Consider the following 25843-nt stretch of genomic DNA (forward strand, 5'->3'; position numbering starts at 1 on the left):
GCAGTAAATTTCAGAAAAAGAAGCCCAAAAGTGAAATTCAAATATTTGACCTGGAGTTAGTTATACTTTGGCTTCCGTATTGCAACCGGGTAATTCTCTGCTAACTCATGAAAAACAGCAAAAACCGCTACCATGCTCAAGATCCTAGTCGCCGACGATGACCGTGATATGTGCCTGTTGTTGCAACGTTTCCTGTCCAGAAATGGATTCGAGGTACAAACGTTGCATACCGGCAAAAAAACGATAGAATGGCTGCAGGGCAACAAGCCAGACCTGATCCTTTGCGACTTCAGGCTGGAAGACATGAACGGGGATGAGCTGCTCAAAAAGGCAAAGGAGCTTCACTACGAGGTCCCCTTTATCATCATCACCGGCTATAGCGACGTCAAGGCGGCGGTGGACGTCATGAAGCACGGCGCCTTCGATTACATCACCAAACCTCTTTTTCCGGACGAGATCCTGCTGACGATCAAAAAGGCATTGGCCGAAAAAAATATCCAGACGCCGGCGCCGGTGCGGGAAAACACAGAGACGGCGGCGCCCACCCCCACCGCCCTGGGTAGCGAATACATCCACGGAAACACCGCAGAGTTCCGGAACATCCTCAAACAGATCGACCTGGTGGCCCCCACCAACTATAGTGTTGTCATCTATGGGGAAAGCGGCAGCGGCAAAGAAGTGATCGCGCGGGAGATCCACGCCCGCAGCCGGCGGAGCGCCCAACCCTTTGTTGCCATCGATTGCGGCGCCATGTCCAAGGAGCTGGCCGGGAGTGAAATGTTTGGCCACGAAAAGGGCTCTTTTACCGGGGCACTTAACCAAAAGACCGGCAGCTTCGAGCTGGCCAATGGCGGCACCATATTCCTCGACGAGATCGCCAACCTGAGCTACGATATCCAGGTGTCCCTGTTGCGCGTGGTACAGGAAAGGAAAATGCGGCGCGTGGGCGGGGTCAAGGACATCGACCTGGACGTTCGCATCATCGTTGCCAGCAACGAGAAATTGTGGGACGCGGCCCACAAGGGCAAGTTCCGCGAGGACCTGTTTCATCGTTTTAACGAATTCAGCATTGCCGTTCCGCCGTTGAGGGATCGAAAGGGTGACATCCTGCTTTTTGCCCGGCACTTCCTGGAGATCACCAATGGGGAATTGGGTAAAAACGTCCGCGGCTTTTCCCCCGAAGTGGAAGACATTTTCCTCAATTATGTCTGGTTTGGAAACCTTCGCGAGCTCAAAAACGTCGTCAAGCGCGCTACCCTGCTGACCGAGGGAGAACGGGTGGAAGTGTCGAGCCTTCCCTTTGAGATCACCCACTTTGAAAAGCTCCGGTTTGACCAAGGATCGGAGTCAAAGGATGCTGTCGATCCCCTTCCGCCCGTTATGACGGAGCCCAAAAAGGAAAAGGAATTCAAAAGCCTCAAAACCGCCAGCCTCGACGCCGAATACGAAATGGTATTGAAGGCGCTGGAAGAAGTGGACTTCAATAAATCCAAGGCTGCAAAACTCCTCAATATCGACCGCAAAACGATCTACAACATCCTGAACCAGTACAAAAAGATCAAGCAATTGTAGGGAGGGGGATAATGACAGAGCAAGACTTGATTTATGACTTCTTCCCCGGCATCGTGTACATATATGACACCGGGACGGGTCATTTGTCTTTTGTCTCCAAACGGGTCTCGGAACTCCTGGGCTATTCCGCGGAGGACGTGCTGTCGTGGAAGGACGACTGGATGCAGTTGGTATTCAAGGACGACGTGGCATTCGTAAGAAAGGAACTCGCCTATTATGCCGGCCTCAAAAACAACGAGACCCGTTCCTTCCAGGCCCGGTACAACCGGAAAGGGGACACCTGGCGTTACTTCAGGACCCATGGCAATATCCTGAAACGAGACGCAGATGGGAAGCCGCTTTCCATACTTTTTATCGCCCTGGACATCACCGATCAGCTCCGTTCGGAGGAAGAACTTCGAAAGTCCAGGGAACTCAGCAAGGAAGTGGAAACTATGCTGGAGTTCGGTACCTGGGACTGGGACTTTTCGGAAGGCCGGTTCGAACGCTCCGCGGGCGTGTATGCGATCTTAGGCTATGACGAGTCCATCAGCGCCACGGTTCGTACACTTTCAGAGGCGGAACAATATGAGTTTTATATGGGGCACATCGTCCCCGAGGACCGGCCCCGGGTAGACGCCGTCATTCAAAAAGCCATCCGGGAGAAAAAGGACTACGAGGTAGAATACCGGATACGCCTGAAAACCGGCGAGGAGAAGGTCATCCACGGTAAGGCGAAGACCGTTGCCGGTGACGACGGCAATATCGCCAAGATCATCGGCGCCGTCAGCGACGTGACCGGGGTCATCCGTCACCAGCAGGAAATCGAGAGCTACCTGGCGGAGCTCGCCAGGTCCAACAAAGAGCTGGAAGAATTCGCTTATGTCGCCAGCCACGACCTCCAGGAACCCCTGCGCAAAATCGTCACCTTTAGCGACCGTCTCCTGGCCAAATTCGGGCCCGTCCTGGGCAACGAGGGCATTGCCTATCTCTCCAGGATGACCGTCGCCACGGAAAACATGCGTATCCTCATCGACAACCTTCTGGAGTTCTCCAGGATATCACGTTCCGAAGAAGTTTTTGCGCCGACCGATCTCAACCGGCTGCTGGAAGACGCCAAAGCAGAGATGGAGCTCAAGATCGAGGAGGCGGGGGCCCTGATCGAACAGGAAGCGCTGCCCACCATCGTTTGCAACGGCCCGCAGGTCCGCCAGCTCTTTGTCAATCTGCTGGGCAACTCCCTGAAGTTCCGGAAAACCGATGTATTTACGCGCATCCATATCGGCTGCAAACCGGTCCCCGGAGGGTACGAGATGACCGTTTCCGATAACGGGATCGGCTTCGAACGGGAATATGCCGACCGCATCTTTTTGATATTCCAGCGGCTACACGGCAAATCGGAATACCCGGGTTCCGGGGTGGGCCTGGCGATATGTAAAAAAATCGTCGACCAGCATGGAGGTGTCATCACAGCGGACTCCACCCCCGGCAACGGATCGGTCTTTACCGTATTTTTACCCGCACAGCACACCTGAGATACACCATGACAAGGAGCCACCTTCATCCAAAAAAAATCCTGATCATCGACGACGACGAGGATGATTTTTTTATCACCAGCGACTATATAAAGGACATACCGGGGCAGTCCTTTGTCCTGGACTGGTGTCCGCAGTATGAAACCGGTCTGGCCCGGATCCTGGAACGGGCTTACGACATCTACCTGATCGACTACCGGCTCGGCGCGCATACCGGCCTTGACCTTATCCGCAGCGCCATCGCCCACCGCTGCGACGACCCCCTCATCCTGCTGACGGGGAAAGGGAACCAGAAGATCGACATGGAAGCCATGCAGGTAGGCGCCACCGATTACCTGGTTAAGACCGAACTCAATACGGAAAAGCTGGAGCGGTGTATCCGCTATGCCCTGGAACGCGCGGAATCCATGCGGGCCCTCCGGCACAACGAGCGGAAATACCGAAGCATCTTCGAACGTTCCAAAGACGCCGTTTTCCTCTCGGACAAGGACCTCCGGATCAAGGACGTCAACGAGGGCATGATTGCCTTACTGGGTTATTCCAGGGAGGAATTATCGGCGCGGATGTTGCCCGATCTTATCGAGGACAAACAAGACCAGGCCCACCTGGAGGGCAGGCTCAAGCGCTGGGGCGAGATCAACGACTGGGAAATCGTACTCGCCGGCAAACACGGGCAGAAGCTGAGCTGCATCCTCAGCGCCTCCATGGAGCACGACGAGATCGAGGGCGATTACTTCCAGGGCATCATCCACGACATCACTGCCCTCAAAAAGGCGGAAAAGATCACCCTCCAGGCCGAAAAACTCGCGGCCGCGGGAAGACTCGTCCGGACCCTGGCTCACGAAGTAAGGAATCCACTCAACAACATAAACCTGTCCACCGAACAGCTCCAGCACGACCTGAAGGACCCGGAGCAAGCCCTCTACCTCGACATCATCCGGAGAAACAGCCACCGTATCGAAGCCCTGATCTCTGAACTCCTGGACTCGTCCAGACCCACCGAAATGGCCCTGGGCCGGAACGACCTCCGGGAGCTCCTGGAGCAAGCGCTGGACATCGCCGTCGACCGGATCAACCTGAAAAGGGTAAGGCTCCGGAAGGTCTTCCCCGAAACCCCGCTCTTTTTGGACGCCGACGCCGGTAAACTCAAGATCGCCCTGCTGAACATCATCATCAATGCGGTTGAGGCCGTGGAGCCGGGGCAGGGCGAACTCATCATCGGTTTATTGCAGGACCCCGAACACTATATCGTCCAGATCACCGATAACGGCTGCGGAATCAGCCAGGAACATCTTTCCCGGCTTTTCGAGCCTTATTTCACCTCCAAAAGGAACGGCATGGGGTTGGGGCTGGCGGCTACGCTCAACATCGTACAGGCACACCGGGGCTCCATCGACGTCCGTTCGGAAGAACAAAGGGGAACAACTTTCACGTTGTTTTTCCCAAGACCATAGCATGGATGGCAAAGGTTTTGTATATGTAGGTGTAAACACCTATCGTATGCGCACCTTATTATACCTGCTCGCGGTCATCCTCATCATCGGATGGATACTTGGCTTTTTTGTGTACAGCGTAGGCAGCCTCATCCACATCCTGCTGGTCCTTGCCGTCATTTCCATCCTGCTCGGCCTGATCCGCCGGGGAGCTGATTACTAGGCAAAAAGTGGCATTATATTTACTATATATCTTACAGCTTAATAAAAACCTATGAAGCACGAAAGTAACTTTCCACACCTCCGGGATAAGATCCTGGAACTTGGGAGCGCCTTATTCTTTGACCAAAGTGAAAGCGTTTTACACCTCCCACCCGCCGTCGTCCAGACCCTGGACATAGACGAAGCCGGCCAGCTTTGGTTCATTGTCCCCATGCCGCTCCAGCAAGTGAGCGAATTCGACACGTCATTCCCCGTGCAGCTCAACTACTTCCGGAAGAATGCCGCCTATTCACTGAACATCATCGGCAGGGGGTATATTATATATGATCCTGAAGAGCGGTACAACTGGGAGCTATTACACACCGACCTTCCACCGGTAGATGCTTCGTCCATCCTCGTCAAGGTAAAGATCGGCCGGGTGGAGCTGCTGGAATGGGATGCCGAAGAGGCTTCACCCGTGGCCAAAATGGTCAACCGGGTATTATCCTGGTTTAATTTGCTCGACTCGGGGAAGACGATGTACCAATTAGGCTAACCTCAGATGCGGCGGGCGCCCCTTTGTTCCCGCCACATCTCATTAAATGTCTTGGGTGCAAAGTCAAGGTCCGCCCTATGCCGGGTCCATTCTTTGGCCATGCGGTTGACCAGCTTGTTTTTGAGCTTCCCGTTCCCCATATTCATCCACCGGCGGTTCAAAGAAACCCGCTTCCACACTTTCCAGGCAAATCCTTCCTTCCATCCATTGCTGCCCTTGTCCGCGGCCTCGTGCCGGTTTTCCAGCAAAAGCTCGTGCAGGTTTATCCGGATCGGGCAAACCTCGGTGCAATTGCCGCAGAGGGAGGAAGCATAGCTGAGGTGTTTATATTCCGCCAGGTCCTTTAGATGGGGGGTGATGATGCTGCCGATCGGCCCGCTATACGTGGTGCCGTAGGCATGCCCGCCGATGTTCTTATACACGGGACAGGCATTCAGACAGGACCCGCAGCGGATACAGTAAAGGCTTTCGCGTTGTACCGGGCTGGCCAGGATGTTGGTCCGTCCGTTGTCCAGCAGAATGACGATCATGTCCTTCGGGCCATCGGTTTCCCCGGGTTGGGCAGGACCACTGATGATCGTGTTGTACACGGTCACCTGCTGACCCGTGCCAAAGGTGGCCAGCAGCGGCCAGAACAAGGCCAGGTCTGTCAGGGAGGGAATGACTTTTTCCAGGCCGACAATGACGATATGCGTCGCCGGAAAGCCGCTGCTCAGACGGGCATTGCCCTCGTTTTCCGTCAGGGCGATGCCGCCGGTATCGGCAATGATAAAATTCGCACCCGTGATCCCGATCTCCGCTTCCACATATTTGGAACGCAACACGTCCCGGGCAACCAGCGTCATCTGCTCGGGTGTCAGCTTTGGATCCGTACCCAGCTTTTCGGCGAACAGCTTGGCAATATCCTCCTTGCTTTTGTGCATGGCCGGCGTCACGATATGGTAAGGCGGTTCACCGTCCAGTTGCTGGATATATTCTCCCAAGTCTGTTTCTATGCTTTGGATCCCATTTTTTTCCAGGAAGGCGTTCAGGTGGATTTCTTCCGTCACCATGGACTTGCTCTTGACCACCGTCTTGCAATCCTTGTCCCGGCAGATCGCGAGGATGTGTTCCAATGCCTGCTCCCCGTTCTCCGCCCACAGCACGCGGCCACCCCGGCGCGTCAGGTGCATCTCGAACTCCTCCAACTGCTGATCCAGCGTCTCCATGGCCCTCCACTTGAGGTTCTTCGCCCTTTCCCTGGCCAGCATCAGGTCGGAAAACTGTGCTTTGCCCTTGGGCACCGACGCATTATAACGCCCGATATTGAAGTTGATCTTACGGCGATGTTCGATGTCCCCGGCCTTCACCGTAGACTTCGCCAGAAAGGTTGAACCCGTCTCGTTCATCGTTTATATTCTTTTGCGATCTTGTCGAGCACTTCATAGAACGCGGCTCCGTATTTCCGGGTCAACGCGTCCTTTAAGAAAACATAAACGGGTACTTTTAATTTTTTGCCCAGGCTGCAGGCGGCCTTGCAAAGGTCCTGCCTGGGTTCGTAGTTGACGTATTCGTGTTTGCCGTCGTGGCTGGCCTTTGTACGGATGGGGAAAAGATGACAGCTCAGGGGTTTCCGCCAGGAAATCAAACCGTCGTTGTACGCCTTTTCGATCCCGCATTTTACGATGCCTTGCGCATCCACATAGCCATACGCACACATCTTGTGCGCGATGGTCGGGGTCACCCAGCCAAACTCCCGGTCATACACATAGTGTCCCTGCGCTTCGATCACTGCACGGCCTTCGTCCGTCAGGTAGGGTTTGACCAGATCGACAAAATGGTTGATCAGGTCCAGCTCCTCGTCGGTTAGCGGGGCTCCGGCATCTCCGTCTACACAGCAGCCGCCCTTACAATGATTCAGGTCGCACACAAACTGTTCGTCCACTACCGCATCGCTCACGATGACGTCGTCAATCACGATCATACGGTAGCAAAGTTACGGCTTTTGTGTTTGCGACGAGCGGCCGCCCTACGGCCGCTTCCACTGCAGGGTCGCGATCATGTGTTTCATATCCTCGGACAGAAACTGGTTGACCGGCCTCAGGCTATCCTCATTGGGTGTCGTATAGAAGTACAACGCGCCTCTTAGGAAATGATGGGCGGAATCGGTGACAAAGAATTGGTAACGCGTGGCCGCGTTGCCGCCCACTTCGAAGATAAACCCGGCGGTACCGGGAAAAGGGGCAACCGGGTACTGATCGATAGAGGATGCCTTTTCGACGTGACGGTTGGTCAGGTTGAAGGCGTCCCCTACAAGCTTGTCCAGTGTGTTGACACCCAGGGAGTCATGATAGGCGCCCCCGGATCCTTTGACTTTGTACAGGGCATGGGTCCCGATGTTGATATAGCTCAGGTAAATGCGCCCCTGGAAGGAGGGGAAGTCGACATTGATCCAGTAAGGGTTGTCGGGTTGTTCGTCGAAATACGAAGAGTCCCTGACGATATTCGCGTATACGGGATATTCGAAGCTGTAGGGATAGCCCGGCTGGCTGAACAGCCGGTACTCGTGCCGGGGGAGGTCGATCCGGAAATAGCCCTTGGGTTTGGGGATCGGAACGCCATTGCAGGCGCAAAAGAGAAATGCGGCTAAAAAATACTTTCTCATTACTTTAAGAGGAGCGCTTGATCGTCACTTTTACTTTCTGTATCCGGTTGCGGTTGATCTCCAGAACGGCGAAATCAAACTCGCCGGTGGTGATCACCTCGTTCAGGGCAGGGAATTTCCCCGCCAGTTCCAGGACCAGGCCGGCCAGGGAATCGCTTTCGCCCCGTACCGATTCGAAGGTATCCAGGGGGAGGTCCATGGCCTTGCATACGTCCAGGATGGAGGTCCGCCCCTCAAAGATAAAGTTATTGTCGTCCAGTTTTTTGTTGACACTTTCCTCGTCGTCGAACTCGTCCTTGATGTCCCCGATGATCTCCTCCAGGATGTCTTCGAGGGTGACGATCCCGCTCGTCCCTCCAAATTCGTCCACCACGACCGCGATATGGGTGCGTTTGTGTTGGAACTCTTTGAGGAGGTCGTCGATGAGTTTATTTTGGGGAACAAAATAGACCGGCCTCAGAAGGCTGTGCCAGTCAAACCCCTGGAGGGAGTCTTTCCCGATATAAGGCAACAGGTCCTTGGTGTTGAGTATACCCGCTACTTCGTCAAGGTCATTTTTATACACGGGCAACCGGCTGTAGTGCAGGTCTTCCACCCTCCTCAACACCTCGGCCAGCGTGAGCGTATAGTCCAGACCGCTTACATCCAGACGCGTGCGCATGACCTGTTTCACAGTGATGTTCCCGAACTTGACGATCCCCTTCAGGATATTTCTTTCTTCCTGGGAGGTTTCTTCCTGGTCGATCTGTTGAAGGCTGTATTCTGTTGCGTCGCCTATCCCCAAACCCGTTTCCACCCCTTCCGACATCCGGACCATAAACTGACCGGTTCTCCGGAAAAGCGGCACGACCAGGGCGTCCAGCCACCAGCTGGAAAACTTGGCAAACCGGATGTTGTTTTGGGAGGCATACACCCTTGGAAGCACGTCGCAAAGCAGCAGGAGTACAATGGTGATCACGAGGATCTTGACGATCAACACCACCCAGAAAAGGGCAGGATCCATCGGAAGGAAGGTGTCTATAAGGCTGTTGGCCATCAGGATCAGAACGATATGCAAAAAGCCGCTGGCGCACTGGAGCGAGGCCAGGAGGATCTTTGGTTCCTCCAGCAAGGTCGTGATCCGGCGGGCGTAGGGGACCTGTTTGGTCTTTAGAATATTCTGGTCCTTATAAGTCAGGGTAAAAAGTGCAATCTCCGATCCGCTGACGACGAACAACAGGAAGATGAGTGCGATGAACAATACTATCCAAACGGTAGTACCCTGGGTATTAATAGCTGTCAGGAGAATGGGCGCGTTGGGAGGATGGTCCAAAATGAACGATTAAGTGAACAAATGTAACGATTAGAAGGGAAGATCGTTCGCGTCGCCGATCGGCGGAATATCCACGGAGCTCAATCCTTCCATCCCATGTTCCCCTGAACCGGGGGCCGGACCGGAAACATCCGCCCTTTTATCAAGCATGATCAGGTTATCACCAACGACCTCGGTGGCAAACTTCTTATTGCCCTCCTTGTCCTCCCAGCTCCGGGTTTTCAGACGGCCTTCTATGTATACAAGGCTGCCTTTGTGCAGGTATTTCTGGGCCAGCTCCGCAAGCCCCCTCCAGAGGACAACCGTATGCCATTCCGTCTGCGATATCAGCTTGCCGGCCCTGTCTTTAAACGTCTCCGTGGTGGCCAGCGGGAATTTAGCCACGGCAATATTTCCTTCCAGATATTGTACATCCGGGTCTTTTCCGAGGTTACCGATCAACATAACCCGATTTACGCCTCTCATATGGCTCTTATTTTTTGAATTTTACGCGTGCAGCCCCACGGGCCTGCGTGCTCACAATCTCTCTTAAATATACATTAATTTTCTTGCAAACAAACGAGGGTCAAAAGAGTGGCGGCGGCGACCTAAGCGGCAATTTAGGCCGCCGCCGCCACACCGCTAACGATGGCCCTTCGGGCAGGGCGCCGGAGGCGCCCTAGAAGAGTTGCCCTGCTTGGATGGGCGCGTTCAGGTAGTCGTTAAGGAGACGGGGAAAAGGATAGGTTGCCAGCTCCTTCCGGTCCACCCAGATGTACTCCCCGTCCGCCAGGGGCCGCTCCAGGTGGATCCGCACAAACCGTGCCTTGACCTGCTGATGGGTCAGCAATTGCCGGTACACCGGCGAGGCGCCCAATACGGTAAAGCCGTCTTTTCCAAAAAGCGCCGTGAACCATCGTTTTTTCAGTTGCCGGCCGTAGTCTTCCCCATCCTCGTCAGCTGGAACTTCGTGCCCGATAAATTCAAAGAGCTGTTGCCAAATATCCTTGCCGGTGCGCTTGCGGATATAAACCCCGTTATTGTATTCGGCGACCAGGTACAAAAAGAAGCGATCCTTGCGCACCAGCCGTTTGCTTTTGATCGGCAGCAGGTCTACCTTTTCCTGTTTCAGGGCCACACACCTGCTTTTGAACGGACAGGTGTCACAGGCAGGGCGGACCGGTTTACAAACGACAGCGCCAAAATCCATCAGCGCCTGGTTGTAGGCCGCGGGGTCATCTTTGTCCAGGCATTGATCCGCCAGCGCGGTCAGGACCGACCGGCCTTCGGTTGTATCGATCGGGGTATCGATCCCAAAAAAACGGCTGAGTACCCTCAGGACATTCCCATCGACGACCGCGTGCGGAAGTCCAAAAGCAAAAGAAGCAATAGCCGAGGCCGTATACGACCCCACTCCTTTTAGACCCAAGATATCTTGATAAGTATCGGGAAAACGTCCCTGGAGCTCCCCGGCGATATACCGGGCGGTTTGAAGAAGGTTTTTACACCGGGAATAATACCCTAAACCTTCCCAGAGCTTAAAGACCCGGTCGTCCTGCGCCGCCGCCAGATCGGCGACCCGGGGGAAGGCATCTACGAAGCGTTCGTAATACGCCAACCCTTGCTCCACGCGGGTTTGCTGCAATATAACCTCGCTCAGCCAGATTTTATAGGGGTCCTTTTCCCCCTTCCAGGGCATTTGCCGGGTGTTCTCTCCGGCGTTCCATTCCAGGAGCTTTTGGGTGAAAAAGCGGGTTTGCATGAAAAAAGGCGCCTCCGGGGCGTCAAAGATGCGGGAATTGTGTCAAAAAATTTTTAATTTTATATCACTTTAATATTCAAAAATTTAGCATCACTTTTGTGGGCATGTATTTTGTTCTGTTAAAATATGTACTCTAACTTAATCTAAACACCATGCGCAAAGCCGATTTAGTGAACCAGATTGCAGACAAAACGGGGATTCCCAAAGTGGACGTATTAGTGACTTTGGAAACCATGTTTAAAGAAGTAAAAGAAACCCTTTCCAACGGGGAAAACATTTATATCCGGGGATTTGGCAGTTTCATTACGAAAAAACGGGCTGCCAAGATCGGTCGTAACATCAAGAAAAATACGGCCGTCCAGATCCCTGAACACTACGTGCCTGCTTTTAAACCTTCCAAAGAATTCGTCGCGGAAGTCAAGAAAATGCAGAATGGCAAGTAACTTTGCCCCCTCAATCCGGAGGGAGTGGTGAAAAAACAGCAATTACTGGTCGTTGGTCTTGGTTTCGTTGTATTGATCGGTTTCTTCTTTTTTGGGAGAACCGTTCCTACCCAAGGGGATAAACCTGCAGCATCTGCTACGGGCGACAGCACGAAGCTGGACTTTCCGGCAATGCTTGCTATTGCCAAGCAAAAAATTACCCCCACTCAACTTGCTTACGTCACCCAGCTGGAACATGCCGTCGTACGGGGCGACGTACTTACCCAACAGATTCAAGCTTACAGACAACTGGCCGCCTTCTGGGGCGACACAGCGAAGATATTTGTGCCCTATGCCGAATACACGGCCCTGGCTGCGAAGTTGGAAAATTCTAAAAAAAGCCTGACCTTTGCAGCCAATTTGTTTTTTGAAGACCTGCAAACCGTCCAGGAAGCTCCGCTCCGGAGCTGGGAAGCAGATCAGGCCAAGGACCTGTACAACAAGGTCCTGACGCTCGATCCGGCGGACGACTCCGCCAAAGTCAGCCTGGGTAGTTGCTACATCTTCGGCGGCTCAGGGTCTCCCCAAGAAACAATGCAAGGCATCCTGAAGATCCGGGAAGTCGCTCAGCGGGACACCGCCAACACCTATGCCCAGTATATGCTGGGTTTGGCCGGCATTGTCTCGGGGCAAACGGATAAGGCCATCGACCGTTTTCAAGCGGTCCTGCGTCATGATCCTGATAATCTGGATGTTCAGATGAGATTAGCCGATCTCTACGAGGAAAAAGGCGACCGGGAATCGTCCCGGAAAGCCTACCTGAACCTGAGGTCAACCTACACCCGGCTGGTATCGTCGGGCAAATTGAAAAGCGACACCTCCTTTTTGAAGGAGATCAATAAAAGAATCCGGACGTCACCGGGTATCCAGTGACAAGGACGTTTAGAATCAGTATTTTGTAATCAAAAAAAATCTTCGTAGTATGCCTTGTGGTAAGAAAAGAAAGCGGCATAAGATCGCCACACACAAACGTAAAAAACGTCTTCGTAAGAATCGACATAAGAAAAAGGGCAAATAGTTCCGTTTGCTCTCCTCCAGCTTATTATGCCGGTCTAGCGCTCCGCCGCTTACCGGCTTTTTGCCTTCTGCTACCTAACTTTGTTATGAACGCCTAACCCGTTTGAAGTGACCACGGAATATTAAAGGCAATGTGCTTTGAATAAGGAATTAATCATAAATACAGCTCCACAATCGGTGGAGATTGCGTTACTGGAAGACAAAAAACTTGTTGAACTCCACCACGAACAGGCAGATGCAAGCTTTTCGGTAGGCGATTTGTACCTCGGCAAAGTCAAAAAGCTCGTCCCCGGAATGAATGCTGCGTTTGTCGAAGTGGGTTTTGAAAAGGACGGCTTCCTCCACTACACCGACCTGAGTCCGTACGCCCGTTCCATCCTGAAATTCACCCAACTGGCTGTCAACGATAAATCGGAAACCGGTTTTGACTTCAGTTCCTTCCAAAACGAACCCGAGATCGTCAAGACCGGCAAGATCAACGAAGTCCTGAACGGAAAGCCCAACATCCTCGTCCAGATTCTGAAAGAACCGATCGCTGCGAAGGGACCCCGCCTGAGTTGCGAAATTTCCCTCCCCGGGCGTTTTGTCGTCGTCACGCCTTTTAACGATATCGTTGCCGTTTCCCGGAAGATCCATTCCGGGGAAGAACGTCGCCGCCTGCACAAGATCGTTGAGGCCATTAAGCCCAAGAACTTTGGCGTCATCGTCCGCACGGCCGCGGAAGGCAAAAACACCGCCGAGCTCCACGAGGACCTGCAAATGCTCGTCGACAGCTGGCAGACCCTTCAGCGCAACCTCAAAGGCGCCGTGGCCCCGGCCAAGATCATGAGCGAGCAGACCAAGACGACCAGTATTCTCAGGGACCTGCTCAACGGCGACTTCAACCGCATCGTCGTCAACGACAAGAACATTTACAACGACACCCGCAACTATATCCAGCGCATCGCCCCCGAAAAGGCCGACATCGTTACGTTGCACCACAACGGCTCCCCGGTGTTCGACAGCTACGGCGTCACCAAACAGGTGAAGGCTGCCTTTGGCAAGACCGTAAACCTCGCCAGCGGCGCCTACCTGATCATCGAACACACCGAGGCCCTCCACGTCATCGACGTCAACAGCGGCTACAAAAGCGTTTCCAACAACCAGGAGACCAACGCGCTGGAGACCAATATGGAAGCCGCCGAGGAGATCGCCCGTCAGCTCCGCCTGCGCGACCTGGGCGGCATCATCGTCGTGGACTTCATCGACATGAAGCATCCCGACAACAAAAAGGCCGTCATGGACGCCATGGAGAAGTTCATGGCCACCGACCGCGCCAAACACGCCATCCTGTCGATTTCCAAATTCGGGCTCATGCAGATCACGCGTCAGCGCATGCGCCCGGAAGTCAACATCAATACCCAGGAAGTATGCCCCACCTGCAACGGCACGGGCAAGATCACGTCCACCCTCATCCTGGAAGACGAGATCGAAAAGAACCTGAACTACCTCATCATGCAGCAGCACAAGGGGCTGACCGTCACGGTCCACCCCATCATGGAGGCCTACCTTAAACGAGGCTGGTACTCACGCCGCATCAAATGGTGCTGGAAGTACAAACAGAACATCCGCATCAAGGGGAATACCAACTACCACCTCACGGAGTATCACTTCTTCGACCGGAACGAGGAAGAGATCAAGATCTGATCGGCGCCGCCGGACCCCGCTCCGGGTGTGCCCGCGCCGCGAGACGCCGTGGGCGCACCTTTCAGGCCCAGCGGTGCGCGCACTTATGCGCCGACCATCGCGGTCACGGTGATTTCGACGTTCACGTTCTTCGGCAACGTTTTTACGGCCATCGTCTCGCGAGCCGGGTAAGCCCCGCTGAAATAGCTCCCGTAGATCTCGTTGACCGCGCCGAACAACCCCATATCCGAAAGGAAGATCGATGTCTTTACGACGTGCTGGAAGTCCAGCCCCGCCTCGTTCAGGATCGCTTTGATATTGTGCATGACCTGGTGCGTTTCAGAGGCAATGTCCTGGGTCACCAGCTCGCCGGTTCCGGGAGTAAGGGCCACCTGCCCGGAAACAAACAACAGGTTCCCTGCCAGTACGGCCTGGCTGTACGGCCCGATGGGAGCGGGCGCCTTATCCGTTTGAATTATCTTCTTGCTCATATCTTTGCAAAATACATTGAAAGACCCAAATGAAGGGAATCGTCTTTGCCACCCGCGCCACGCGCGAAATTTTCGGGAACATCTTTGAGGGCTCCGCCATAGAAGCGACATGGGTCGAGGCGCCCGGCGCAACGGCGTTCGACAGCGCGAGAACCGCGGCATTCGCCTCTGCCGCGCCACCCGACTTCGTCCTCGACCTCGACTACGCGCCCCCGCGCACCCCGGCGCTGGCGCAATACCCCGCGGCCCTCATCCTGGTCAACGACGTGCCGGGCCTTTTACGCACCAGTGACGATCGCTTCGTCCGCATCAACGCCTGGAACACCTTTCTACAAAGACCCCTGGCCGAGCTCGTCGCCCACCCGGCCGCGGCTGAAAAGGCCGGTGCGTTCTGCGCAGCCTGGGGCAAAACCCCCGAGCTCCTGCCGGACCAGCCCGGGATGCCTTCCGCACGCGTAGTCTCCATGATCATCAACGAAGCCTATCTGGCACTTGGTGAGGAGGTAAGTACCAAAGAAGCGATCGATACCGCCATGCGGCTCGGCACCAATTATCCTTACGGACCGTTTGAGTGGGCAAGACATATCGGCCTGTCCTCCATCGTCTCGCTCCTGGAAACCCTCGCCCGCGAAAATCCCATCTACACCGTCGCTCCCCGTTTAAAGGAAGAATCAACCCATGGCCTTACTGCTTAATATAGATACCGCCACACCCTATGCTTCCGTGGGTATATCCCGGGACGGCCGGATCCTCGACGCCATCGCCAACGATGAGCAAAAGGAACACGCCTCTTTCCTGCAGCCGGCAATAGCCGCGCTCACGGGGAAGCTCGGGATACCGCTGTCCAGCCTGGATGCCATCGCCCTTACGATCGGCCCAGGTTCCTATACCGGTTTGCGGGTAGGCCTTTCCAGTGCCAAGGGGTTGGCCTATGCCCTGGGCAAACCCCTCATCCCCGTGGTGACCCTGGAAGTCATGGCCCACGCGGCCCGAAGGGCGTGGGCGTTGGAAGCCGCGGCAGCCGGGGCCGCCGACGGCACACCCCGCGGGGCCTCAAAAGCTGCGGCCGACGAGGCCGCCCCCGGCGCCCCCCTCTTCTGCCCCATGATCGACGCCCGCCGCGATGAAGTCTTCACCGCGATCTACGACGCCATAGGCGAGGCCGTTTTAGAGCCCACGGCTATGATCCTCGACCCCATGGTCTTCGACCCCTATATAAAAAACAACTATCTCATTTTCAGCGGCGATGGGAGCTTGAAATGGAAGCCAAAGTTTTCCACGAACAAAGCACGATTTTTGTTGATACAACATTCGGTCGCCGACCTCTCCCCTATCGCTGAAGCCCGCTACCAGGCGGGCGCGGTGGCAGGTCTTGCCTACCTCGAACCCCTGTACCTCAAAGAATTCCACAAGAACAAATAAAGGCAGGCTGCAAAGCACAGTTCACTTTTCAGATAAATGTAATATTTTTGCAGTACGTCCTGGTTTAACAGAATAATTACACCTTCCTGATATATGATGGTGTAACTTTGCATTAACGATTTTGATAAAGTGTAGAATTATGGCAGAGACTCAAACTCCTTATGCAATGGTGTTGCATGGTAAGCATGCAAAAGAAAGTGCCGTGCGGGTCGACTTGCTGAGCGTTAAAAAAGCTGCGTTGGTATTGCGTGCTTTGAATCATAAGCTCAGGCAACAGGTGGTCCGCCTTATCGACGAGCACGAGAAGATGACGGTAACCGAGATTTATACCAAACTCCGGTTAGAACAGTCTGTCGCTTCTCAACACCTGGCCATCCTTCGCAGAGCTGGTATAGTGATGACCGAGAGGGAAGGCAAATTCATTTGGTATACGATCAATACCAAACGGGTAGAAGAGATTTCGAAATTCGTGGAAGAACTGGTTGGATAACCCGCCCCATCCGAAACGTCTCAAATTCTTTTACAACGCCAGCAGGGAGTTCCTATGAAGGTACTCCCTCTGTAGTTTAATACGGATCTATGTTTATACAACAGCTATATACCAATTGTCTTAGTGAGGCCGCATACTATATAGAAAGTAACAAGGAAGCCCTGGTCATCGACCCGCTCCGCGACGTGGAAATGTATATCCACCTGGCGGAAGAAAGGGGAGCCACCATCAAGTATATACTCGAAACGCACTTCCACGCCGACTTTGTCAGCGGCCACCTCGACCTGTCGCGTAAGACAGGCGCACCCATCGTGTACGGTCCCGGGACGGAAACGGCTTTCCCCATCTACAAAGCCGCGGATGGAGAAACATTCAGGATTGGCGATGTCAGCCTGGAGGTCCTTCATACCCCTGGTCATACGATAGAATCTACCTGTTATCTTCTTAAGGACGAGCAAGGCGCGCCGCACGCGCTTTTTACAGGGGATACGCTGTTTGTCGGTGACGTTGGCCGTCCCGATCTCAGCAGCGGCAGTCTTTCCAAAGAAGAGCTGGCCGGGATGCTGTACGATTCCCTTGCCGAAAAGGTTCTCCCCTTGCCCGACAGCGTGATCATCTATCCCGCACACGGGCCGGGCAGCAGCTGCGGTAAAAACCTCGGCCCACACACCCATAGCACATTGGGTGAAGAAAAAGCAACCAACTATGCCCTCCAGCCCCAGGACAAGGAAACTTTTATAAAGGCGGTTACGGAAGGCTTGTCGGCTCCTCCCCAATATTTCCCGGTCAACGCCCGGATCAACAAGGAGGGTTATGAAAGTTTGGAAAAAGTAATGCACGAAAGCCTGCAACCCCTCTCGATAGCGGAATTTAAAAAGGAGTCCACACGTCCCGGCGCCGTCATCCTGGACACGCGCAAAGCCCCTGTCTTCACCGACGGGTTCGTACCGGGCTCCATCAACATCGGTCTCGAAGGCCGTTTTGCAGAATGGGCGGGGAACCTCCTGGGTTTTACCGATCCCATTGTCCTCGTTACCGACGAGGGTATGGAAGAAGAAAGCATCCTCCGGCTTGCCCGTGTCGGTTTCGAAAACGTGTCCGGGTATCTCCAGGGTGGTTTTGACGCCTGGAAAGCCGCCGGCCAGCCCATCGACATGATCATCAATGTTACCCCCTACGAGCTCGCGCTGGACATCCCGTTTGACGAAAACCTCGTCGTCGTTGACGTTCGGAAGGAGATCGAATTTGGGGGCGGCCACGTCAAGGGCGCCGAAAATATTCCCCTCGAAACCCTTTCCGATCCCGGATCGATGGCTTACCTGGAGGAAAACCAAAATATCTACGTCCACTGTGCCGGCGGCTATCGCAGCGTCATCGCCTGCTCGTTGCTCAAACGCCAGGGGCTCCACAACCTCCGCAACGTCACCGGCGGATGGACCGCCATCCAGGCGGAGGGGTCCATTCCGGTTGTGAAAGAGTCGGCCGTACTCAACTAAATGCCGCCCGGCGGCTACGTTTCGCCCGGCGGCACCCCGCTGCTGAAATTTTATGGCCAACCTGAGGTGACTTTTTCTATATTCCACCATATATAGAAAAAGCCCTTGAAAATGCCCGATCAAAAGATCGTCCAACTCATCCGGGCAGGGCGGAGCGATGCTGCGCTCGACGCCCTGTACGGTTATTTCCCCATGGCCCGGAAAACGGTTGTCGCCCATGGCGGCAGCACCCAGGACGCAGAGGATGTCTTCCAGGAAGGCCTTCTGATCCTCTGCCGGAAGATCAGGGAAACCGACTTCGTGCTTACCGCCCGGTTGAGCACCTACCTTTTTAGCGTCTGCCGTCTTTTGTGGATGGACGAATTAAAAAAAAGGAAGAGGGCCGTCCCTCCTACCCTCCAAGACCCGCCGGATGAGGCATTGGCCGATGTTCTTCTCCGGGAATCGCGCTTCCGGCTTGCCGAGAAAGTATTGGCGGAACTGGCGGACCGATGCCGGGAACTCCTGCTCCTGTTTTATACCCGGCGGTTGAAGTGGCAGGAAGTTGCCGCCCGTATGGGATATAGCTCGGAGAACGTGGCCAGGAACCAAAAGTACAAATGTCTCGAAGCCGCCAGGACACGGCTCGCCGAACTCGAACACCAAACCCTTTGAACATGCGCAAAGAACTGGACACCATCGAAAAGATCGAAGGCTACCTGGAAGGAAGCCTTCCACAAGATAGTCGAATCGAATTTGAGCAGGAAATGGCCGCGGACCCGGTGTTGCGCGAACAAGTCAGGCTTCAGCAACTACTCATGGAAGGTCTCGACCGGACCGCCTGGTCGCAAAAGATCCAACAGGCAAAACGTCGGTATCACCGCGGCCGTTTCTTCAGGAGGTGGGGTACCGCCGGTATGGGCATCGTGCTTCTATCCCTCGCCCTCCTCTACACCCACAGACACCCTGCGGCAGCGCCACCACCCGTAAAACTGCCCGAGCAGGCCTTCACACTGAACGGCTCCCGGGACACGGTCATCGAAACCCCCGCGGGGATTGTCTTCTCCATCCCTGCCGGTTGTTTTCTGGATGACGCCGGCAAACCCGTCCAAGGACCGCTGACACTCGTCGTACAGGAGGCCCTGGACCCCGCGGCCATCATGCGGGCAGGTCTTTCGACCCGAAGTGGGGGCGGGTTGCTCGAAACCGGGGGCATGTTTTATCTGAATGCCCTCCGTGAAGGCCGGCCGCTTCGCATAGATCCCACCCGTGGCGTCTATGCGGAAATCCCCACAGACACCATACGACCCGGTATGGAACTATACACGGGCCGGCTGAGCCCGGACGGCATCATCGACTGGGTCAACCCCCGGCCATTGGAAACGGACCTGGTGCCGGTTGATATAACCGGTTTGGATTTTTACCCGCCGCACTACCTCGATTCCCTCCGGCGATGGGGGTACGACGCGGACAACAAGTCCTTCACCGATAGCCTCTATTTCTCACTGGCGGCGCGGGCCGGCTATGGCTCCGATTCCGCCTATATCCCCTGTGGCATCGATCCCGCCAAGGTCAAAACGATCTGGGGTCCGCGGTTTCAAAATACGCTCCTGTCCACGCGCGAATTCGAAGCGCGGATGCCGTGGATCCATCGCACGCTCGACGAACGCATACTCGACCTCTATGTCGACCACCTCGACAAACCCCTTTACCAGGTCGATTCCATGGCAGCCAACGTACTCCTTCCAGGTTCCCCCTTAAAGGATCAGTTCCTCCGCTTTGCCGGCCGGCACGACGGCAGGGTACGGATCGGCTCCACGGCCTACCGGAGGCTTCGCGATTACTACCGGACGAAAGCACGTCTCTTTAGAGAAGCGGTCACAAAAACAGAAAACGAATACTGGTCCTACCAGGACAGGCTGAACGAGGAAACCACGAGCAGGGCCCTGGAACACGGGCGGGATTCGGCCTGGAGGGCAGCCCAAAACTTCGAACAAGAACTCACCTTGAATTTCAAAAGCGTATGTCGCCAGGCGGGCATCGGAAGTGAACTGCCAAAAGAGTCCTACCGCGTCACCCTGACCAACACCGGCTGGTGTAACATAGACAGGGCGGCGGCGACGGCTACCGTCACCCGTACATCCATAGACGCCATAGACCCACAGACGGGACGCAAGGTTTCTATCCGGTACGCACCGTTTTCGATCCGGGTGGACGCCTCCTATGAACGCGTTTATGTTTACCTTCTACCGGACAGCCTGAACAGCTATGTCCGGCTCTCCTCCGCGGGTGGAGCCTATTCGGAAAGCCTGAATGCATCGATCGGTTACGGTCTCGTTTGTATTGCTTACAAAGGCACGCAAGCCTACCTGTATGAAGAGAAACGCCTGCGGTCCACGGACTATGGTCTTATCAGGCCGGTGCCGGTCGGCGACAGTGCGCTCACCCGGCGGCTAAATGCGTGGTATAGGGACGGATCCCTCCAGCAGGAAAATAAGTTTCAAAAGGGGGAATGGATCGATGAGAAAAGAAGGTCCCGTAACGAAAAGCTACGGGACCTGCAAACAAGGTTGACAAGAATGCTTTTTCCTTGCGTATTGCTTGAAATGTAAACTATTTCAAAGGCTGACCGCCAAAGGTCACGCTCTTCAACAGCGCATCTCCCACCTTCACCGCAGCCGGCGACAGGGGAGCATAGTTGAGTGCAGCGGAATACTTCTGACCGTCGTGGATCATCCAGGTCACCAGTTTGACGATGTTCTGTGCACGTGCCTTGGAACGGCCACCGTAGTTCTGGTCTTTATAGATCGCCACCCAGGAAAAACCGGAGATGGGGTACCCGTCCTTGGCGTCGGTGTTCGTCAGAGACACCTTGGAGTCGGCGGGGATGGGGATGTTGGCGGCAGCCGTGATGGAAGCCGTGCTGGGGACGATATATTTACCGGACTTGTTCTGAACCGAAGCGTAGGGCATGGCGTTCTGGATGGCGTAGGCCAGCTCGATATAGCCGATGGCGCCCGGGGTTTGCTTGATCAACCCGGCCACACCTTCGTTACCCTTGCCACCGATACCGGTAGGCCAGTTGACGGCGGAACCCTTACCCACCTTGCTGTCCCAGTCGGTGCTCACCTTGGAGAGATAGGTCGTAAAGATGTTGGTGGTACCGCTTCCGTCGGAACGGTGCGCGATGAGGATGGCGGTGCCGGGGAGGGCGATGCCTTTATTGATGGAGGTGATCTTCGGATCGTTCCAGGAAGTGATGTTACCGAGGAAAATATCGGCCAAAACAGAAGGCGTCAGCTGGATAGCGGCCTTTACACCGGGGAGGTTGTAGCTCAGTACAACGGCGCCCGCGGTGACGGGGATATGGATAGCAGGAGCGGACAGGGCGGCTTCCTGTTTGTCATTCATGGGTGCGTCGGTGGCGCCAAAGTCAACCGTCTTATTCGTAAGCTGGGAGATCCCGGCTCCGGAACCAACGGACTGATAGTTGACCTTTACACCGGTGGCGGTGTTGTAGTCGGAAAACATCTTGGTGAACAGGGGATAGTCAAAGGTGCTGCCCGCGCCGATCAGTTCGTTATCGGCTTGAAAGAAAGGAGCGGGTGGCGTCATCGCCAGACCGAGTGCGGCCACTGCCGCACCGGCAACGATTGCCATTTTGAGATTCGGCAAATTGAACTTCATAGATGAAAAATTTGCCAAATAAAAGGGGTCCGGGCAAGAACTGCGAAAAAGCGGCTTTACCTAAATGTTATCATTTGCAGCGGAGGCGCCGCGTTGAAGGTCGATCCGCAGCCGCTCATACTCGTCCTTATACGACCACTTCCAGCGTCTGTGGCTCCACAGCCATATTTCGGGTTGTTCCCGGATTTCTTTTTCCATAAAACGGACAAACCGAAGGGTCAGTTCGCCTTCCGGGAGGCTACGCGGTTCGTCGGCCCCTATCGACAAAGAAGCCGTGTAGTAGCCTCTCCGGGGTTTCCGGATAGACACGAAAACCGCGGGTATGTTGTTCAACCGCGCTCCCCGCTCCGGTCCCTTTACAAAAGGAGCGGGTCTGCCCAGAAATGAACACCAATAGGAATTTTCCGGATTCCCCGGATTCTGTTCGGCCACCAGGGTGAGGACATACTGTTTGTTGCGATAGGGCACCATCGCATTCTTCATGTCGGTGGCAGGCAACAATATCGTCCCGAAACGTTCGCGCAAACCGCGGAACAGCCGGTCCACGGCCTTCGATCCAATGGGCATGTAGACGACCAGGAAAGAGAACTGCGTTTTGGAGGAAAAGTCGGCGTTGGCGTACTCCCAGTTAAAAACATGCCCTAGGTGCAGCTGGCAACTCTTGCCTTCGGCATACAGCCTTTCCATAAGACCATAGTCGCAGACAAAACGCTTGCTCAGCTGGCGGTTGCTGATCGTGAGCAGCTTTACGGATTCCAGGAAATTATCGATCAGGTTCCGGTAAAACTTCCGTGCGATCCGCGCTCGTTCGCGTTCGGAAAGGGAGGGGAAAGCATGGGACAGGTTGTCCAGCACTATTTTTTTTCTATATCCAAACACCCAGTATACCAACACGAAAAGTACGTCCGCTACCCCATAGATGAACCAGAAAGGCAGGAGCGAAAGCCCATACACAAAAGCATAGAGGAGATAGTACATCACCACACCATATTTTGCACGATGGCGCTGTGCGCCGGATAGTCGGTATTGTAGTGTAGCCCCCTGCTCTCTTTTCTGAATTGGGCGCACTTGACGATGATATAAGCCACGGTGATCATGTTGCGCAGCTCCAGGAGCTGGGGTGAAATAGTCGCCGCTTCGTAGAGCCGCTCCGTTTCTTCGTGGAGCAGGTCGAGCCGCTTCATCGCCCTTTCCAGACGCACGTCGGTCCGGACGATACCGACATAGTCGGTCATGACCTGTTGAAGCTCCTTCAGGCTTTGTGTGATCAGGATCATTTCGCTCGGTTGAGCCGTACCGTGGGCGTTCCAGTCAGGCAGATCCGTGCGCAGCGATACCGACGACACCCGCCGGATCCCGTCCATATAACAACGATGGGCAAAGACCATCGCCTCCAGGAGGGAATTGCTCGCCAGGCGGTTGGCGCCATGCAAACCGGTGCTGGCGCATTCTCCGCAGGCATAGAGGTTGCCGATGGAGGTCTGGCCCCATTCATCGGTCTTGATGCCACCGCAGCTGTAGTGCGCCGCCGGGGCAACCGGGATCATTTGCGTAGCCACGTCGATGCCGATGGAACGGCACTTCTCGTAGATATTGGGGAAGTGGTGGATGAATTTCTCCTGGTTCATGTGCCGGCAATCCAGGTACACATATTCCGTACCGGTCCGCTTCATTTCACTGTCGATCGCCCTGGCCACGATGTCGCGGGGAGCCAGATCCTTTCGCGCGTCATAGCGTTCCATAAAGGCTTCGCCCTTGCGGTTCCGGAGGATGGCCCCGTCACCCCGGACGGCTTCGGAGATGAGAAACGCACTACCCACGCCCGCCTCGAAAAGGGCGGTGGGATGGAACTGGATAAACTCCATGTTCTCGATCCGGCCTTTGGCGCGGTAGGCCATTGCTACCCCGTCACCCGTGGCGATGCGTGGATTCGTGGTCGTACGGTAGACGCCACCGTTACCCCCGGTGGCCAGGAGCGTGATCCGGGAAATGATCTTTTCGATCTCACCCGTGTGGAGGTTCAGCACGTAAACCCCATAACATTCGATATCAGGGGTGGACTTGGTGACCAGGTATCCGAGGTGGTGCTGGGTGATCAGGTCCACGACGAAGCAATGGTTGAGCACTTCTATGTTCTCCTTCGCGTGCACCGCGGCCAGCAGGGTTCTTTCGAGCTCTCTTCCCGTCACATCCTTGTGGTGGAGGACGCGGAAAACGGAATGTCCCCCCTCTTTGCCCCGGGCATAATCCCCGTCCGGTGTACGGTCGAACTCGGCACCCCAGTCGATGATCTCCTGGACGCGTTCCGGGCCTTCCTTCACGACGATCTCCACGACCTCCGGGTTGCAAAGCCCATCCCCGGCGATGAGCGTATCCTCGATGTGTTTCTCGAAACTGTCGTTCTCCAGGTCATTGACGACGGCAACGCCACCCTGGGCGTACTTGGTATTGGTCTCGTCCTCTGTCGTCTTCGTAATGACGGTCACCTTCCTGTCCGGACAGGCATCCGCCACCTTTAGCGCGTAGGTCAGCCCCGCGATACCGGAGCCGATCACTAGGAAGTCGGTCTGCATAATGGAAGGGTAAAGTTAGGGAGATATTCATAATTTTGACGCTGTTCGAGATCCGGCAAAACCGCATTACCCCTTGGATATTTTTTTTACACAGAGTTACCAATATGTGCTGGAGGAAGACGTGACCTCCGTATCTGCCCGGTTGGGTTCCTTTCTGATGCGGACCGGGGGCACGACCCTTGCAGAAAACAGTTTCCGGCTGGGGCATCCCTGGGGGCTGGCACAGAAGGGTTTTTTTGACAGCAGGCTGGCTTACCTTAGTGGGACGCTGGATCCCATGGCGCCGCTGGTGTTGCCACCGCCGGCGCCCGGCGAACCGCCCGAATACAGGGCGCGGACCCTGGTAGACGTCCGGATCCGGCCCAACCTTTTCCTGGTGTTGCTGGCTTATGCCGTTTCGCTCGTATTGCTCCTGGACATGATGGGCATAGAGCTTTTCTGGAAATCCCAATACCTCCTCCGACTGCTCCTTTTGTGTGTCCTGGAGGTGGGTGCCGTCTGGTCCGTCTTTTTTACGGTCAGCCAGCTTCGCCGGCAATTTGAAGCACTCATGTAGTTCGAATACCTGACTACCCCCTCTCTATCGGGCATCCCTCTTTAATCCAGCCGGTGATACCCGCCGTCATCACGTATACGTGCGGGTACCCCATCCGTCTGGCCCTCCGGGCGGCATGCGTACCCGCCCCGCAAAGGGGTCCGGAAGAATAGAACAACAGGGACGCTTCTTCGTCGGTGGGCAGGTCGGATTCCGTAAAATGCATGGGATCGAGCCGGAGGGCACCGGGTACCCGGTGGTGTAAGAAGACCGTTTCGGGGTTGTTGTCGAACACAAAAAAGTCTGGATGGCTGAGCCTGATGAGCACATCCAATGGCGTGAGCACGGGCAACCCATAAAGATAGGCGACCGACAGCGGCATATAGGCGTTTTCTGTACCTCGTAAGGTACGAAAAAACACCTAAAAAAGAATCGCCCTGGAACGGCGGATAACCTCCTCGCCCCTGTGGAAATATTGTAGCCATTCCTGGAAGCCGGGGTTCTCCCTGAGCCCCAGGAAGTCAAATACTTCCACCGCGAACTGGAAGCCATACACGCCACCGGCCGTAATAAGTTGCCCGTCCCGGACGGCGGGTTCACCTGTATACTTTACTTCCCCTCCGTAGCTATCGGCCGTCGTCGCCAGGTAGCCTTCGAAGTTGCTGGTATGCCAGCAGTTGTCCAGGTACCCTTCCCGCGCCAGGAAGACCGTGGCCCCGCAAATAGCCGCAATCCCCCTGTCCAGCAGGTATACCGAGCGTACAAGACCCGCGATCTCCTGGTTGGCGCCTTGTTCCCAGAGCGGGCTACCGGGAAGGAGGAGCAGGTCCACGTCGCTGGGGTCGACTTCATTCAGTGCGTAGTCGGGGAGCACGGCGAGGTTGCCCATGGAAGACACCGGTTCCCTGGTGAGCGCAAACGTCATTACTTCCACACCTCCAAAACTGTGCAGCCCCGCCATCACCAGGGCGATCTCATAGTCGGCGTATTCTTCGGTCAAAAAAACATAACAGGTTTTCTTACGCATATAGTC

General features: G+C 55.1%; 27 protein-coding genes. 15 read left to right on the forward strand and 12 right to left on the reverse strand.

Annotated elements, in window-relative coordinates; genetic code table 11:
* Positions 1–132: 132 nt before the first annotated feature.
* The 5 genes from EDB95_RS02485 to EDB95_RS02505 are packed head-to-tail and all read left to right on the forward strand — an operon-like array spanning position 133 to position 5276.
* Entirely contained in the window at positions 133–1572 is a 1440-nt protein-coding gene (locus EDB95_RS02485; protein ID WP_133990240.1) for a sigma-54-dependent transcriptional regulator, read from the forward strand.
* Between the two features lie 11 nt (positions 1573–1583).
* Complete coding sequence (locus tag EDB95_RS02490; protein WP_133990242.1) at positions 1584–3086, forward strand: sensor histidine kinase; 1503 nt, start codon at positions 1584–1586, stop codon at positions 3084–3086.
* Positions 3087–3094: 8 nt separating this feature from the next.
* Complete coding sequence (locus tag EDB95_RS02495; RefSeq protein WP_133990245.1) at positions 3095–4540, forward strand: hybrid sensor histidine kinase/response regulator; 1446 nt, start codon at positions 3095–3097, stop codon at positions 4538–4540.
* A gap of 46 nt (positions 4541–4586) precedes the next feature.
* Positions 4587–4742 (forward strand): lmo0937 family membrane protein, encoded by a 156-nt coding sequence (locus EDB95_RS02500; protein WP_133990247.1) that lies wholly within the window; start codon positions 4587–4589, stop codon positions 4740–4742.
* 51 nt (positions 4743–4793) lie between these two features.
* Entirely contained in the window at positions 4794–5276 is a 483-nt protein-coding gene (locus EDB95_RS02505; protein ID WP_133990248.1) for a hypothetical protein, read from the forward strand.
* Between the two features lie 2 nt (positions 5277–5278).
* On the opposite strand, the gene EDB95_RS02510 is transcribed toward EDB95_RS02505, so the two are convergent.
* The 6 genes from EDB95_RS02510 to mutY all read right to left on the reverse strand — a co-directional run bounded on the left by EDB95_RS02510 (position 5279) and on the right by mutY (position 10973).
* Positions 5279–6664 (reverse strand): LutB/LldF family L-lactate oxidation iron-sulfur protein, encoded by a 1386-nt coding sequence (locus EDB95_RS02510; RefSeq protein ID WP_133990250.1) that lies wholly within the window; start codon positions 6662–6664, stop codon positions 5279–5281.
* Entirely contained in the window at positions 6661–7239 is a 579-nt protein-coding gene (locus EDB95_RS02515) for a DUF3109 family protein (protein ID WP_133990252.1), read from the reverse strand. The genes EDB95_RS02510 and EDB95_RS02515 overlap by 4 nt, the downstream gene beginning before the upstream one ends.
* Before the next feature lie 45 nt (positions 7240–7284).
* A complete protein-coding gene (gene gldD / locus EDB95_RS02520) occupies positions 7285–7920 on the reverse strand; it encodes a gliding motility lipoprotein GldD (protein ID WP_133990254.1) in 636 nt (211 codons plus the stop codon).
* Positions 7921–7924: 4 nt separating this feature from the next.
* The gene (gene gldE, locus EDB95_RS02525) at positions 7925–9232 is read right to left on the reverse strand and encodes a gliding motility-associated protein GldE (RefSeq protein WP_246073456.1); all 1308 of its coding nucleotides are present in this window, start codon (positions 9230–9232) and stop codon (positions 7925–7927) included.
* A 30-nt stretch (positions 9233–9262) separates the two neighbouring features.
* The gene (locus EDB95_RS02530; protein WP_246073458.1) at positions 9263–9676 is read right to left on the reverse strand and encodes a single-stranded DNA-binding protein; all 414 of its coding nucleotides are present in this window, start codon (positions 9674–9676) and stop codon (positions 9263–9265) included.
* 214 nt (positions 9677–9890) lie between these two features.
* Positions 9891–10973: an A/G-specific adenine glycosylase gene (gene mutY, locus EDB95_RS02535; protein ID WP_133990260.1), complete on the reverse strand. Its 1083-nt coding sequence runs from the start codon at positions 10971–10973 to the stop codon at positions 9891–9893.
* A gap of 152 nt (positions 10974–11125) precedes the next feature.
* On the opposite strand from mutY, the gene EDB95_RS02540 reads away from it, so the two are divergent.
* The 3 genes from EDB95_RS02540 to EDB95_RS02550 all read left to right on the forward strand — a co-directional run bounded on the left by EDB95_RS02540 (position 11126) and on the right by EDB95_RS02550 (position 14158).
* Positions 11126–11416 (forward strand): HU family DNA-binding protein, encoded by a 291-nt coding sequence (locus EDB95_RS02540; protein ID WP_133990262.1) that lies wholly within the window; start codon positions 11126–11128, stop codon positions 11414–11416.
* 27 nt (positions 11417–11443) lie between these two features.
* A complete protein-coding gene (locus EDB95_RS02545; protein WP_133990264.1) occupies positions 11444–12328 on the forward strand; it encodes a tetratricopeptide repeat protein in 885 nt (294 codons plus the stop codon).
* Between the two features lie 321 nt (positions 12329–12649).
* A complete protein-coding gene (locus EDB95_RS02550; protein WP_246073462.1) occupies positions 12650–14158 on the forward strand; it encodes an Rne/Rng family ribonuclease in 1509 nt (502 codons plus the stop codon).
* Between the two features lie 83 nt (positions 14159–14241).
* Here the strand turns inward: EDB95_RS02550 and EDB95_RS02555 are convergent, their stop codons facing one another.
* On the reverse strand, positions 14242–14628 hold the full coding sequence (locus tag EDB95_RS02555) for a RidA family protein (protein ID WP_133990268.1): 387 nt from the start codon (positions 14626–14628) through the stop codon (positions 14242–14244).
* A 29-nt stretch (positions 14629–14657) separates the two neighbouring features.
* Here EDB95_RS02555 and EDB95_RS02560 point away from each other — a divergent pair, with 29 nt between their 5' ends.
* From EDB95_RS02560 to EDB95_RS02585, 6 genes are all read left to right on the forward strand, one after another.
* Complete coding sequence (locus tag EDB95_RS02560; protein WP_133990270.1) at positions 14658–15323, forward strand: 3-hydroxyacyl-CoA dehydrogenase family protein; 666 nt, start codon at positions 14658–14660, stop codon at positions 15321–15323.
* Positions 15307–16050, forward strand: coding sequence for a tRNA (adenosine(37)-N6)-threonylcarbamoyltransferase complex dimerization subunit type 1 TsaB (tsaB, locus tag EDB95_RS02565; protein WP_133990272.1), 744 nt, complete (start codon positions 15307–15309; stop codon positions 16048–16050). Before EDB95_RS02560 ends, tsaB begins: the two co-directional genes overlap by 17 nt.
* Before the next feature lie 139 nt (positions 16051–16189).
* Positions 16190–16540 (forward strand): ArsR/SmtB family transcription factor, encoded by a 351-nt coding sequence (locus tag EDB95_RS02570; protein WP_246073464.1) that lies wholly within the window; start codon positions 16190–16192, stop codon positions 16538–16540.
* An 89-nt stretch (positions 16541–16629) separates the two neighbouring features.
* On the forward strand, positions 16630–18036 hold the full coding sequence (locus tag EDB95_RS02575; RefSeq protein ID WP_133990274.1) for an MBL fold metallo-hydrolase: 1407 nt from the start codon (positions 16630–16632) through the stop codon (positions 18034–18036).
* A 111-nt stretch (positions 18037–18147) separates the two neighbouring features.
* The gene (locus EDB95_RS02580; protein ID WP_133990276.1) at positions 18148–18690 is read left to right on the forward strand and encodes an RNA polymerase sigma factor; all 543 of its coding nucleotides are present in this window, start codon (positions 18148–18150) and stop codon (positions 18688–18690) included.
* A 2-nt stretch (positions 18691–18692) separates the two neighbouring features.
* Positions 18693–20627 (forward strand): hypothetical protein, encoded by a 1935-nt coding sequence (locus EDB95_RS02585; RefSeq protein WP_133990277.1) that lies wholly within the window; start codon positions 18693–18695, stop codon positions 20625–20627.
* Between the two features lies 1 nt (position 20628).
* Here EDB95_RS02585 and pstS read toward each other — a convergent pair whose 3' ends face one another.
* The 3 genes from pstS to nadB are packed head-to-tail and all read right to left on the reverse strand — an operon-like array spanning position 20629 to position 24275.
* The gene (gene pstS / locus EDB95_RS02590) at positions 20629–21702 is read right to left on the reverse strand and encodes a phosphate ABC transporter substrate-binding protein PstS (RefSeq protein ID WP_133990279.1); all 1074 of its coding nucleotides are present in this window, start codon (positions 21700–21702) and stop codon (positions 20629–20631) included.
* Between the two features lie 60 nt (positions 21703–21762).
* Positions 21763–22680, reverse strand: a complete 918-nt coding sequence (locus EDB95_RS02595) for a lysophospholipid acyltransferase family protein (RefSeq protein WP_133990281.1) — start codon at positions 22678–22680, stop codon at positions 21763–21765.
* Positions 22680–24275, reverse strand: a complete 1596-nt coding sequence (gene nadB, locus EDB95_RS02600; protein ID WP_211352039.1) for an L-aspartate oxidase — start codon at positions 24273–24275, stop codon at positions 22680–22682. Before nadB ends, EDB95_RS02595 begins: the two co-directional genes overlap by 1 nt.
* A 73-nt stretch (positions 24276–24348) precedes the next feature.
* Between nadB and EDB95_RS02605 the strand changes: the two genes are divergently transcribed.
* Positions 24349–24831 carry a hypothetical protein gene (locus EDB95_RS02605; protein WP_133990285.1) on the forward strand — a complete coding sequence of 161 codons (483 nt, stop codon included), beginning with the start codon at positions 24349–24351 and terminating at the stop codon, positions 24829–24831.
* 13 nt (positions 24832–24844) lie between these two features.
* Here the strand turns inward: EDB95_RS02605 and EDB95_RS02610 are convergent, their stop codons facing one another.
* The gene (locus tag EDB95_RS02610; RefSeq protein ID WP_133990287.1) at positions 24845–25192 is read right to left on the reverse strand and encodes a rhodanese-like domain-containing protein; all 348 of its coding nucleotides are present in this window, start codon (positions 25190–25192) and stop codon (positions 24845–24847) included.
* A gap of 39 nt (positions 25193–25231) precedes the next feature.
* Positions 25232–25837, reverse strand: a complete 606-nt coding sequence (locus tag EDB95_RS02615) for a DJ-1/PfpI family protein (RefSeq protein ID WP_162852462.1) — start codon at positions 25835–25837, stop codon at positions 25232–25234.
* Positions 25838–25843 lie beyond the last annotated feature (6 nt).

Source organism: Dinghuibacter silviterrae (assembly GCF_004366355.1).
GTDB lineage: Bacteria > Bacteroidota > Bacteroidia > Chitinophagales > Chitinophagaceae > Dinghuibacter > Dinghuibacter silviterrae.

Excerpts from the sequence above, each read along its gene's own strand:
- EDB95_RS02500 (WP_133990247.1), top strand. The coding sequence starts at position 4,587 with ATGCGCACCTTATTATACCTGCTCGCGGTCATCCTCATCATCGGATGG.
- pstS (WP_133990279.1), bottom strand. The coding sequence starts at position 21,702 with ATGAAGTTCAATTTGCCGAATCTCAAAATGGCAATCGTTGCCGGTGCG.
- EDB95_RS02505 (WP_133990248.1), top strand. The coding sequence starts at position 4,794 with ATGAAGCACGAAAGTAACTTTCCACACCTCCGGGATAAGATCCTGGAA.
- EDB95_RS02610 (WP_133990287.1), bottom strand. The coding sequence starts at position 25,192 with ATGCCGCTGTCGGTCGCCTATCTTTATGGGTTGCCCGTGCTCACGCCA.
- EDB95_RS02555 (WP_133990268.1), bottom strand. The coding sequence starts at position 14,628 with ATGAGCAAGAAGATAATTCAAACGGATAAGGCGCCCGCTCCCATCGGG.
- EDB95_RS02615 (WP_162852462.1), bottom strand. The coding sequence starts at position 25,837 with ATGCGTAAGAAAACCTGTTATGTTTTTTTGACCGAAGAATACGCCGAC.
- EDB95_RS02495 (WP_133990245.1), top strand. The coding sequence starts at position 3,095 with ATGACAAGGAGCCACCTTCATCCAAAAAAAATCCTGATCATCGACGAC.
- EDB95_RS02540 (WP_133990262.1), top strand. The coding sequence starts at position 11,126 with ATGCGCAAAGCCGATTTAGTGAACCAGATTGCAGACAAAACGGGGATT.
- EDB95_RS02575 (WP_133990274.1), top strand. The coding sequence starts at position 16,630 with ATGTTTATACAACAGCTATATACCAATTGTCTTAGTGAGGCCGCATAC.
- EDB95_RS02510 (WP_133990250.1), bottom strand. The coding sequence starts at position 6,664 with ATGAACGAGACGGGTTCAACCTTTCTGGCGAAGTCTACGGTGAAGGCC.
- EDB95_RS02560 (WP_133990270.1), top strand. The coding sequence starts at position 14,658 with ATGAAGGGAATCGTCTTTGCCACCCGCGCCACGCGCGAAATTTTCGGG.
- EDB95_RS02490 (WP_133990242.1), top strand. The coding sequence starts at position 1,584 with ATGACAGAGCAAGACTTGATTTATGACTTCTTCCCCGGCATCGTGTAC.
- EDB95_RS02570 (WP_246073464.1), top strand. The coding sequence starts at position 16,190 with ATGGCAGAGACTCAAACTCCTTATGCAATGGTGTTGCATGGTAAGCAT.
- nadB (WP_211352039.1), bottom strand. The coding sequence starts at position 24,275 with ATGCAGACCGACTTCCTAGTGATCGGCTCCGGTATCGCGGGGCTGACC.
- EDB95_RS02595 (WP_133990281.1), bottom strand. The coding sequence starts at position 22,680 with ATGTACTATCTCCTCTATGCTTTTGTGTATGGGCTTTCGCTCCTGCCT.
- tsaB (WP_133990272.1), top strand. The coding sequence starts at position 15,307 with ATGGCCTTACTGCTTAATATAGATACCGCCACACCCTATGCTTCCGTG.
- EDB95_RS02515 (WP_133990252.1), bottom strand. The coding sequence starts at position 7,239 with ATGATCGTGATTGACGACGTCATCGTGAGCGATGCGGTAGTGGACGAA.
- EDB95_RS02485 (WP_133990240.1), top strand. The coding sequence starts at position 133 with ATGCTCAAGATCCTAGTCGCCGACGATGACCGTGATATGTGCCTGTTG.
- mutY (WP_133990260.1), bottom strand. The coding sequence starts at position 10,973 with ATGCAAACCCGCTTTTTCACCCAAAAGCTCCTGGAATGGAACGCCGGA.
- EDB95_RS02585 (WP_133990277.1), top strand. The coding sequence starts at position 18,693 with ATGCGCAAAGAACTGGACACCATCGAAAAGATCGAAGGCTACCTGGAA.
- gldD (WP_133990254.1), bottom strand. The coding sequence starts at position 7,920 with ATGAGAAAGTATTTTTTAGCCGCATTTCTCTTTTGCGCCTGCAATGGC.
- EDB95_RS02580 (WP_133990276.1), top strand. The coding sequence starts at position 18,148 with ATGCCCGATCAAAAGATCGTCCAACTCATCCGGGCAGGGCGGAGCGAT.
- EDB95_RS02530 (WP_246073458.1), bottom strand. The coding sequence starts at position 9,676 with ATGTTGATCGGTAACCTCGGAAAAGACCCGGATGTACAATATCTGGAA.